The 8,821-nt window shown below is 74.5% G+C and carries 7 protein-coding genes; 2 read left to right on the top strand and 5 right to left on the bottom strand.

The window, feature by feature from the left end; translation table 11 throughout:
• Positions 1-285: 285 nt before the first annotated feature.
• Both RIM90_RS08470 and RIM90_RS08465 read right to left on the bottom strand, forming a co-directional pair.
• Positions 286-1,554, bottom strand: coding sequence for an SWF or SNF family helicase (locus RIM90_RS08470; protein WP_309059969.1), 1,269 nt, complete (start codon positions 1,552-1,554; stop codon positions 286-288).
• Entirely contained in the window at positions 1,551-4,391 is a 2,841-nt protein-coding gene (locus tag RIM90_RS08465) for a DEAD/DEAH box helicase (RefSeq protein WP_309059968.1), read from the bottom strand. Before RIM90_RS08465 ends, RIM90_RS08470 begins: the two co-directional genes overlap by 4 nt.
• A 335-nt stretch (positions 4,392-4,726) precedes the next feature.
• Here RIM90_RS08465 and RIM90_RS08460 point away from each other — a divergent pair, with 335 nt between their 5' ends.
• Positions 4,727-4,909, top strand: a complete 183-nt coding sequence (locus RIM90_RS08460; protein ID WP_309059967.1) for a hypothetical protein — start codon at positions 4,727-4,729, stop codon at positions 4,907-4,909.
• A 4-nt stretch (positions 4,910-4,913) separates the two neighbouring features.
• On the opposite strand, the gene RIM90_RS08455 is transcribed toward RIM90_RS08460, so the two are convergent.
• From RIM90_RS08455 to RIM90_RS08445, 3 genes are all read right to left on the bottom strand, one after another.
• Positions 4,914-6,299, bottom strand: a complete 1,386-nt coding sequence (locus tag RIM90_RS08455) for a tannase/feruloyl esterase family alpha/beta hydrolase (RefSeq protein WP_309059966.1) — start codon at positions 6,297-6,299, stop codon at positions 4,914-4,916.
• A 182-nt stretch (positions 6,300-6,481) separates the two neighbouring features.
• Complete coding sequence (locus RIM90_RS08450) at positions 6,482-7,372, bottom strand: hypothetical protein (RefSeq protein WP_309059965.1); 891 nt, start codon at positions 7,370-7,372, stop codon at positions 6,482-6,484.
• A 138-nt stretch (positions 7,373-7,510) separates the two neighbouring features.
• Entirely contained in the window at positions 7,511-7,807 is a 297-nt protein-coding gene (locus tag RIM90_RS08445; RefSeq protein WP_309059964.1) for a hypothetical protein, read from the bottom strand.
• A 98-nt stretch (positions 7,808-7,905) separates the two neighbouring features.
• On the opposite strand from RIM90_RS08445, the gene RIM90_RS08440 reads away from it, so the two are divergent.
• On the top strand, positions 7,906-8,787 hold the full coding sequence (locus RIM90_RS08440) for an oxygenase MpaB family protein (protein ID WP_309059963.1): 882 nt from the start codon (positions 7,906-7,908) through the stop codon (positions 8,785-8,787).
• The last annotated feature ends 34 nt before the right edge of the window (positions 8,788-8,821 follow it).

Here is an 8,821-nt window from a genome sequence, read left to right as displayed (position 1 = left end):
CGTGGTGCCGATGGCCTCGGGCGACGGCGACTCGCCGGACAAGGAGCCCACCGAGAGCGGCACGAACACCGGCGGTCCGCCCGACCTGTCGCCGGGCATCCCCTCCGAGCTGCCCAGCGGTCTGCCGAGCCGGTTCCCGTCCGGCTTCCCCACGGAACTGCCGTCCGGCTTCCCCGCCGAGCGGGGTGCCCAGCAGTCTGCCGGGCGGTCTCGAATCGCTCCTGTCCCTGGGGGACGTCGCACTGCCCTGACACCACGGACGCCGGGCGCGCCTCCAAGGGGACGTCACCCTCCGAAGGCGCGCTCCGCCGAGGCCAGTGCCGTCGCCGGGTCCTGGGCGGAACCCCCCACCGGGACCCACCGGCCGCGCTCCTTGCGGTACGGCCACCAGCGGCCGTCGCGTCCCAGGCGCAGCTGGACGGGCGCGCCGACGACCGTCCACCGGTTGGCGCGGGCCCGCAGCGCCGGCCGCTCGTCCTCGTCCCAGGCCGACTCCAGGGCGGCACGCGCGCGTGCGAGGCCCTCGGCGTCCGGTGTCCACTCCTCGTCCAGCACGGTCAGTGCCGCCGCTCCGCCGTGCCGCCAGGCCCGGACGGCCACGGCCAGCCCTTCCCGGCCGCGCCCCGATCCGTCCGCGAGCCGGTCCGCCACGGCCCGTCCGGGGTCCCCGGCGGCCAGCCGCACCGCGTCCTGCGCCACCGTCGGCTCCGGTTCCACGGCCTGCCGGTCGTGCCCTTCCCGGAGCGCCTCGGCCAGCAGGCGGTGGGCCTGGGCGGCGGTCCGGGCGGCCAGGAACTCCAGGGCGCGCGGATCGACCCCGGCACCGGGCGCGGCCTCCGTGTCCAGCGACGGCGGGCCCCCCGGCTCCGCGGGGAGTGCGGGAGGGCCGGGCAGCGACGGCAGGATGTCCCCGGCCGCGTACGCCTCGGCCGGGTCCACGCCCTCCGGCCGGGCGGGCCGGCCGGCGGAGGTGTCACCGCGTGTCTGGAGCGCGTCCAGCAGGGCGCGTTCACCGCGTCCCCGCACCAGCAGCAGGACGAACGGGTCCCGGTCCAGCAACCGGGCCACCTGGTAGCAGAGCGCCGCCGTGTGGCCGCAGTGGTCCCAGGTGCCGCAGTCGCACTCCGGCTCCAGATCGCCCAGGCCCGGCAGCAGTTCCACCCCGGCCAGCTCCGCGTCCTCGACCAGGTGCGTCGGCATCTCCCGGTCGAGCAGCGCCGCGACGTGCCCGGCCCGTTCGACGGTCATGGCCAGGAAACGGTCCCACTGCTCCCCGGACAGCTCCCGCAGCAGGACGTCCGCCCGGTGGGCCGTTCCGCCGCGGTCCTTCACGACCGCCGTGATGCGTCCCGGCCGTACGGACACCGCACCGACCGCTCCCGCGCGGGCGAGCCTGCGGCCCGCCTTGAGCTGCTCGGAGTCCAGTGCCGTGCCCTCCAGCGCCGTCAGCCAGGCCCGGCCCCACCACGTCTGCGCGAAACCCCGTCCCCGCGCGGGCGGCAGCGCGGCGAAGGTGCGCTCCACGTCGGCCTCGTCACCGTGGTACCGGGTCATCGCAGTCCCCCTCGCAGTTCGACCAGATCCGCCAGCTCCGCGTCCGTCAGCTCCGTGAACGCCGCCTCACCGGAGCCCAGCACCGCGTCGGCCAACTCCCGCTTGCGGACCAGCAGCTCGGCGATGCGGTCCTCGATCGTCCCCTCGGCGACGATCCGGTGCACCTGCACGGGCCGGGTCTGGCCGATGCGGTACGCGCGGTCGGTCGCCTGCGCCTCGACGGCGGGGTTCCACCAGCGGTCGTAGTGCACGACGTGCTCCGCGCGGGTGAGGTTCAGCCCGGTGCCCGCCGCCTTCAACGACAGGAGGAAGACCGGAACCTCGCCGTCCTGGAAGCGGCGCACCATCGCCTCGCGCTCGGCGACCGGCGTGCCGCCGTGCAGGAACTGCGCCGGCACACCCCGCGCGGCCAGGTGCCGCTCCAGGAGCCGGGCCATCTGCACGTACTGCGTGAACACCAGGACGCCGGCCTGTTCGGTGAGGACCGTGTCGAGGAGTTCGTCCAGCAGCTCCAGCTTCCCGGACCGCCCCGCGACCACGGGCCGCTCCTCCTTGAGGAACTGCGCCGGGTGGTTGCAGATCTGCTTCAGGCCGGTCATCAGCTTCACGATCAGCCCGCGTCGCGCCATGCTGTCCGCACCGGAGATCTCGGCCAGCGCCTCGCGCACCACTGCCTCGTACAGCCCCGCCTGCTCCTGGGTGAGCGACACGGCGTGATCGGTCTCCGTCTTCGGCGGCAGCTCGGGCGCGATCCCCGGGTCCGCCTTGCGACGGCGCAGCAGGAACGGCCGTACCAGCCGGGCCAGCCGGTCCGCGGCGGCCGGGTCCTGTCCGCCCTCGACGGCGTCCGCGTACCGCCTGCGGAAGGTGCCGAGCCGGCCCAGCAGCCCGGGTGTCGTCCAGTCGAGGATCGCCCACAGCTCCGACAGGTTGTTCTCCACCGGTGTGCCGGTGAGCGCCACGCGCGCGCGTGCGCCGATGGAACGCAGCTGCCGGGCCGTGGAGGAGTACGGGTTCTTCACGTGCTGGGCCTCGTCGGTGACGACCATTCCCCAGGCGACCTCGGCGAGCCGGGGTGCGTCCAGCCGCATGGTGCCGTAGGTGGTGAGCACGAACTCGCCGCCGGCCAGGTCGTCCAGTGCGCGCCGCGCCCCGTGGAAGCGGCGCACCGGGGTACCGGGCGCGAACCGCTCGATCTCCCGCTGCCAGTTGCCCATCAGCGAGGTCGGGCAGACCACGAGGGTGGGCCCCGCCGACGCGGGATCGGTCTGGCGGTGCAGATGCAGGGCGATGAGGGTGATGGTCTTGCCCAGGCCCATGTCGTCGGCGAGACAGCAGCCCAGGCCCAGGGAGGTCATGCGCGCCAGCCAGTTCAGGCCGCGCCGCTGGTAGTCCCGCAGCGTGGCGGCGAGGGCGGCCGGCTGCTCGACCGGCTCCTGGGCCTCGGGGTCCGCGAGCCGGTCCCGCAGCGCCGCCGCCCACCCGGTGGGGCGCACCTCGATCCGGCTGCCGTCGACCTCCACCGAGCCCGTCAGGGCCGCGCCGAGCGCGTCGACCGGCGTGATCTTGTGGTCCTGGCGTGCCCGGGCGCGCCGTACTTCCCGGGGGTCGATCAGCACCCACTGGTCGCGCAGCCGCACCAGGGGGCGGTTCGCCTCGGCGAGCCGGTCCAGCTCCTCGCGCGTGAGGGGCTGGTCGCCCACGGCGAACGACCAGTCGAAGGCGAGCAGCGCGTCGGCGGACAGGAACGACGGCCCCTCGAAGGAGCCGGCCCTCCCGGGCTCCGGCCCGTCGCCCGCGGGACCGATCTCCGCGCGGGTGGTGAGTTCGCGGACCAGCTCCCTGGGCCAGTGCACGTCGACGCCCGCGCCGGCCAGCGCCCGGGTGCCCTCGCCGAGGAGTTCGGCGACCTCCTCGTCGGCGAGGTGGATCGCGTCCGGCACGGTCGCCGACAGCAGGGGCGTGAGCGGCGCCCAGGCCCGCGCGGCGCGGCGCAGCGCGAGCAGGGCGTCCATCCGCGCGCGGGGACCGAAGTCCCCGCCGGACGTCCCGGCCCACACCTCGGTGGCGTCCGCGACCAGGGCGGGATCGCTCACGCCGTGCACCTGGAGCACGGCCCGGAACGACACGTCCGCGCCGCCGGGCCCGTCACCCGCCGCGTCCGCCGCGCCCTCTGCGGTCCCCGCGTCCGCCGTGTCGGTCAGCCCGCGCACCTCGATCCGCAGGGACAGCCGTACGCCCGCGTCGTGTCCCGCGGCGACATCGGCGGCCCAGCCGCGCAGCTCGGGAAGCCGCTGCGGCCGCGGTACCGCGAAGGCCGGGGCGCCGGTCACGAAGGGCGCGGCGGGGGAGCGGGGGAGGGCGTCGGCGACCGCGTCGAGGAACGCGCGCAGCAGCCGTTCCGGGTCGTGCAGCCGCAGCGGCCCGGGGGCGTCCACCGGCACGGCATGGGCCTCGGGCGGCATCGCCGCGGCGAGCCGGCGCACCGCGTCGATGTCCTCCGCGCCCAAGGGGCCGACGCGCCAGGCGTCGTGGTCGGCCGGGGACAGGCCGGGCAGCAGGAGCCCGCGCGCCACCAGGTGCAGGGCGTGCACGGCGGCAGCGCCCCAGAACACGGTGGCCCGGTGCCCTTCACCGCCGGCCCGCGCCCGTGTGAGCAGCGGCAGCGCGGCGCGCACCGGCAGGAGAACGGCGGGCACGCGTACCGACGTGATCCCGTCGTCGCCGGGCACGGCGACGGCCAGGTCCTCGACCGACCCCGCGGCCACGGCGGGAGGAGCCGAACCGTCCGGCCGCCAGAAGGCGACACGGCCGGTGCGGGCGGGATCGCCGGGCACGAAGACGGCCGGGCCCCGGGTCAGTTCGGAGTACGGGGAAGGCGGAGCCGGGGGGTGCGTCTGCGCAGCGATGACGGATTCCTCAAACTTGACTAGTGAAGCCGGAGCGGCCGAGGGTACAGCACGTTCAGGGTCGTCCGGGTGTTCCTGAGGGTGTGATCCGGGTCACCATGGAGGCGCGTCGTGTTCCTGCTGCCGAAGGAGCACGACGGGTGCTCGGAGAACCCTAGGGGTCGTAACTCAGGGGCGTCTCAGGGGCGCGGTCCGGAACCGCCGAAAGCGCGGGCCCGTTTTCACGACAGAGAGCGGCAGTGGCCGCGAAGGAGGCGACACTCATGTCGAAGAATGCCAAGATCGCCGCGGGGGGTGTGGCGGCCGGGCTCGTCCTGCTCATCTGGCTGCCCTGGTGGGCCGTGCTCCTGATGGTCCTGGGAGTCCCGGCCGCCGCGTACCTCGCCCTGGACCCCGCGCAGCGGCGCAGGCTGCGCCGCGTCTCGCGCAAGGAGCTGGGCCGCTGAGGCGCTACCGCACCACTGCCTCACCGGCGTCCAGCGCGCAGGAGTCGACCACGTCACCGCCGGCGGGCCGGGCGACGGTCCGGTCCGCCGGCGGCCTGACTCCGCGCTCCACCCAGGCCACCAGGGCGTCGAACGCCGACCGGTAGCAGGGCAGGATCGGCCGCAGCCGGTCCGGATGGGTGTCGTACAGCCCGTCGACGTGCGTGCCGTCCTGCACCGTGTAGTAGCGGTGCAGCGCACCCCGCCCGGCCGCGTCGATCATGCGCGCGTACACGTCGGAGTGGGTGGCTTTGGGCAGCAGCGCGTCCAGATCACCGTGCAGGGTGATCAGCGGCCGGCCGATGCGCCCGGTCAGCGACACCCGGGCCACGGCCCGGTGCACGGAGTCGGGGCGCGAGGCGTAGTCGTAGGAGGCGTCGGAGACGCACGGCGCGAGGACCTGCTCCGTCGTCGACCCCGCGGAGGGCCCGGGACACCCGGGGTCGTAGGCCGGGTCGAACTCGGCGCGGTAGATCTTCTGCGTGACTCCCCAGTAGGCCTTCTCGTGGTACGGCCACAGGAACTCGGAACCGCGTGCGAAGCCCGCCGCGTACAGGTCCTCGTCCTGTGCCGCGCCGAACATCCGGGCCACCGTCACCGGCAGGGAGGTGAGCGGAGGGGACCCGTCGGCCGTCCACAGGGTGCCCTCCCAGTCCACCCCGCCGTCGTACAGCTCGGGGTGGTTCTCCAGCTGCCAGCGTGTGAGGTAGCCGCCGTTGGAGACGCCGGTGACGTACGTACGGCGCGGAGCGTGCCCGTAGCGCTGCGCCACCACGCGCTGGGCCGCCCGGGTGAGTTGTGTGGTCCGCGCGTTCCATTCGGCGACCGCGTCACCGGGCCGGGTCCCGTCACGGTAGAAGTCGACCCCGTTGTTGCCCTTGTCGGTCGCCGCGTACGCGTAGCCCCGGGCCAGCACCTGGTCGGAGATCGCCTTGTCCGTCGCGTACTGCTTGCGGTTGCCGGGCGCGCCGGTGACGACCAGTCCGCCGTTCCAGCGGTCGGGCAACCGGATGACGAACTGCGCGTCGTGCCGCCATCCGTGGGTGGTGTTGAAACGTGAGGAGTCCGGGAAGTAGCCGTCGATCTGCACACCGGGCACCCCGGACGGCGACCGGGTGGCCGCGGCGGTCAGACCCGCCTGGTCGGCCATGTCGGTGTACGGGGTGCCGGCCAGCCCCGTGGTGGTCAGGTCGGGCAGACAGGCGCTGCGCTGATGGGCGGCGCCGGGCACGCGCACCCGCTCCTGGCGCGCGCAGTGACCGTCCCCGGCCGCACGGGCCGGAGACGGAGCGGTGAGGGCGGTCGCCGCGAGGACGACGGCGAGCAACGGAACGCCACGGGACGGGCGCATGACGGCCTCCGGGAAGACGGACGAACGGAAGAGGGCACAGGGTGGAGCACGGGGCTGCCCCATGGTGAGGTCCGACCGCGCCGTCATCGATGGGTTGAGGCCCTATGGAACGATGCCTGCGCGTAGAGGTTCACCACACGCCAGCTTCCGTTGTCCGTGGCCCTTTCGCGGGCCGGGTGGGCTCAGAGGGGTCGTACGGCCATCTTGTCGAGTGCTTCGAGCAGCCCCGGAAGCTCCGGCCCCCGGCCCACCGGCAGTACCTCACCGGGTTCGTCGTCGAGCAGGACGAACGCGATGTCGTCGGTCCTGGCGACCAGCGACCAGCCGGGACCGTCGGCCCGCAGGATGCGCGCCCCGCCCGGCGCGAAGGACGAGCGGACCCGGCCGAGCGGCGGCGGCGAGTCGACGTAGGCGCGCGCCTCCGCCAGGACGCGCCGGACGCCGCTGCGGCCCGACCGCCGGCCGCGGCCGCCGCCTTCCGTCCCGCTGTCCTCCGCGCTGCTCTCCGCGGTGTCCTCCGGGGCGTCCTCGGCACCGTCGGCCGCTTCCCCCGGGCCGCCGGGCGCCGGGAACGCCGTGTCGTCGACCTGTTCCCGCCACATCGCCCACTGCAGCGCGATCTCGTCGGCGCCCAAGCGGCGCTGGGCGGGTCCCCAGACGCTCGCGTCCGGCGGGGACAGCGGGGGCCGGTCCGCGGCGTCGGGGCCGGGATCGTGCGGCGCGGGCACGTTCGGCGCCGCGACGGCGACCGCGAGCGGCCAGCCGGGCAGCGCGGTCACGACCGTCCGCTCGTCCGGCGACAGGTCGTGCTCCATGCCGCAGTCCCAGGACGCGATCGCGACGGCGACCAGCGAGACGTCGTCGACGACGACCGTCCACCGGGCCCCCTCACCGTCCTGGCCGAGCACCAGTCCGTACCCGTCGGCGAGCGGCGGGAGACCGAGTGCCGCACACGCCTCCGGGTAGTCGTCGCCCAGCACGCTCGGGAACTTCGCCGGCGTCAGCAGCACCGCCGTGAGCACATAGAGTGCATCGTCCGCGGCGGCGACGGCGTCCTCGTCCGTCCCGGCCATCCCAGCCTCCCCATCGGTTCGTCCGTCGGCGCGCACCCTATGCCGACCCCGAGCCGCTTGTCACGACCTCGCAGCCGCTCCCGGAGCTGCGGGTTTCCGGCCGGAGGAGGGCGGATCGGCCACGTGCCGCCGGGGGGATCAGGCCGCCGGAAGCCCCAGCAGCGCACGCGCGACCGTCCGCGGGGACTCGTCACGCTCCCGCGCGAGCGCGATGACGGCCCGGCACGCCAGCTCGTTCACTCCGAACGACAGCGCCTCCGGCGACACCCAGCCGGACACCTCGTCGATCCGCTCCTGGTCGTCCTCCGCGCAGGCCGAGACGTAGGCCGCGGCGGCCTCGAACAGGTTGTGCGGGCGATCCACCCGCTCGGTCCGCTGCCGCGCGCGCACGCTGTCGGCCACTCTGCCACCGGCCCTGCGGAACCCGTCCCACATGCGGTTCACCTTCCCCCTGTGCGATTGCCCTCGCCGACCGTTCATCTCCTGTCACTCAACGTAGAGTTGGAACTCCGGCGACAGAAGGGGGCGGCGCGGTGAAGCGCTTCGAACGACTGGAACGGATCCGGCGGATGGACCCGTACCAGGAGGCCACGGAGATCTACCGGCTCAGCATGGCGTACGAGTTCCCCTGGGACTTCGCCCGGTCCCTCGAACTGGCCCTCTACCGCACCTACGCCGTTCCCCGCATCGGCCGGCTGCTCGCCGAGACGGCGGAGCTCACGGACCGCACGCAGAAACGCTACGACGACACCTCGCTGCTCCTGGACGCCGTCGTCGAGCACGGGTTCGGCAGTGACCGGGGCCGGACCGCGATCCGCCGCATCAACCGGATGCACCGCAGCTACGACATCCCCGACGACGACATGCGGTACGTCCTGTGCACGTTCGTCGTGATGCCCAAGCGCTGGATCGACGCCTACGGGTGGCGCAGGATGTCGCGTCACGAGACCGTCGCCGCCGCCGTCCACTACCAGACCCTCGGACGGCACATGGGCATCAAGGACATCCCCGAGTCCTACGAGGAGTTCGAGGCCTTCCTCGACGCCTACGAGGAAGCCCACTTCGGCTGGGACGAGGGAGCGCGGCGGGTCTCGGACGCCACGCTCGACCTCATGGCCTCCTGGTACCCGCGCCCGCTCGCCCCCCTGCTGCGCACCGCCACGCTCGCCCTGCTCGACGAACCCCTGCTGCGCGCCTTCCGCTACCCCCCGCCCGGCGCCGCCACGCGCGCGTGGGTGCGCCGCGCGGTACGGCTGCGGGGGCGCGCCGTCCGTCTGCTGCCGCCCCGGAGCGCCCCGCACTTCGCCCGGCAGAACCGGGAGATCAAGGGCTACCCGAACGGCTACCGGCTGGAGGACCTGGGCACCCGCCCCGTCCCTGGACTGCGCGGCTGCCCGGTGCGGCACGCGGACTGAAGGACCCGCCCCGCGCCCCGGGAACTCATGCCCC

Origin of the sequence: Streptomyces sp., assembly GCF_031181555.1 — a bacterium.
GTDB lineage: Bacteria > Actinomycetota > Actinomycetes > Streptomycetales > Streptomycetaceae > Streptomyces > Streptomyces fimbriatus.
The sequence above is the reverse complement of the archived record's forward strand: the minus strand, read 5'-3'. Positions and strand labels throughout refer to the sequence as shown.

Coding starts and splice junctions, on each gene's coding strand:
- RIM90_RS08460 (WP_309059967.1), top strand. CDS start 4,727: ATGTCGAAGAATGCCAAGATCGCCGCGGGGGGTGTGGCGGCCGGGCTC.
- RIM90_RS08450 (WP_309059965.1), bottom strand. CDS start 7,372: ATGGCCGGGACGGACGAGGACGCCGTCGCCGCCGCGGACGATGCACTC.
- RIM90_RS08455 (WP_309059966.1), bottom strand. CDS start 6,299: ATGCGCCCGTCCCGTGGCGTTCCGTTGCTCGCCGTCGTCCTCGCGGCG.
- RIM90_RS08470 (WP_309059969.1), bottom strand. CDS start 1,554: ATGACCCGGTACCACGGTGACGAGGCCGACGTGGAGCGCACCTTCGCC.
- RIM90_RS08445 (WP_309059964.1), bottom strand. CDS start 7,807: ATGTGGGACGGGTTCCGCAGGGCCGGTGGCAGAGTGGCCGACAGCGTG.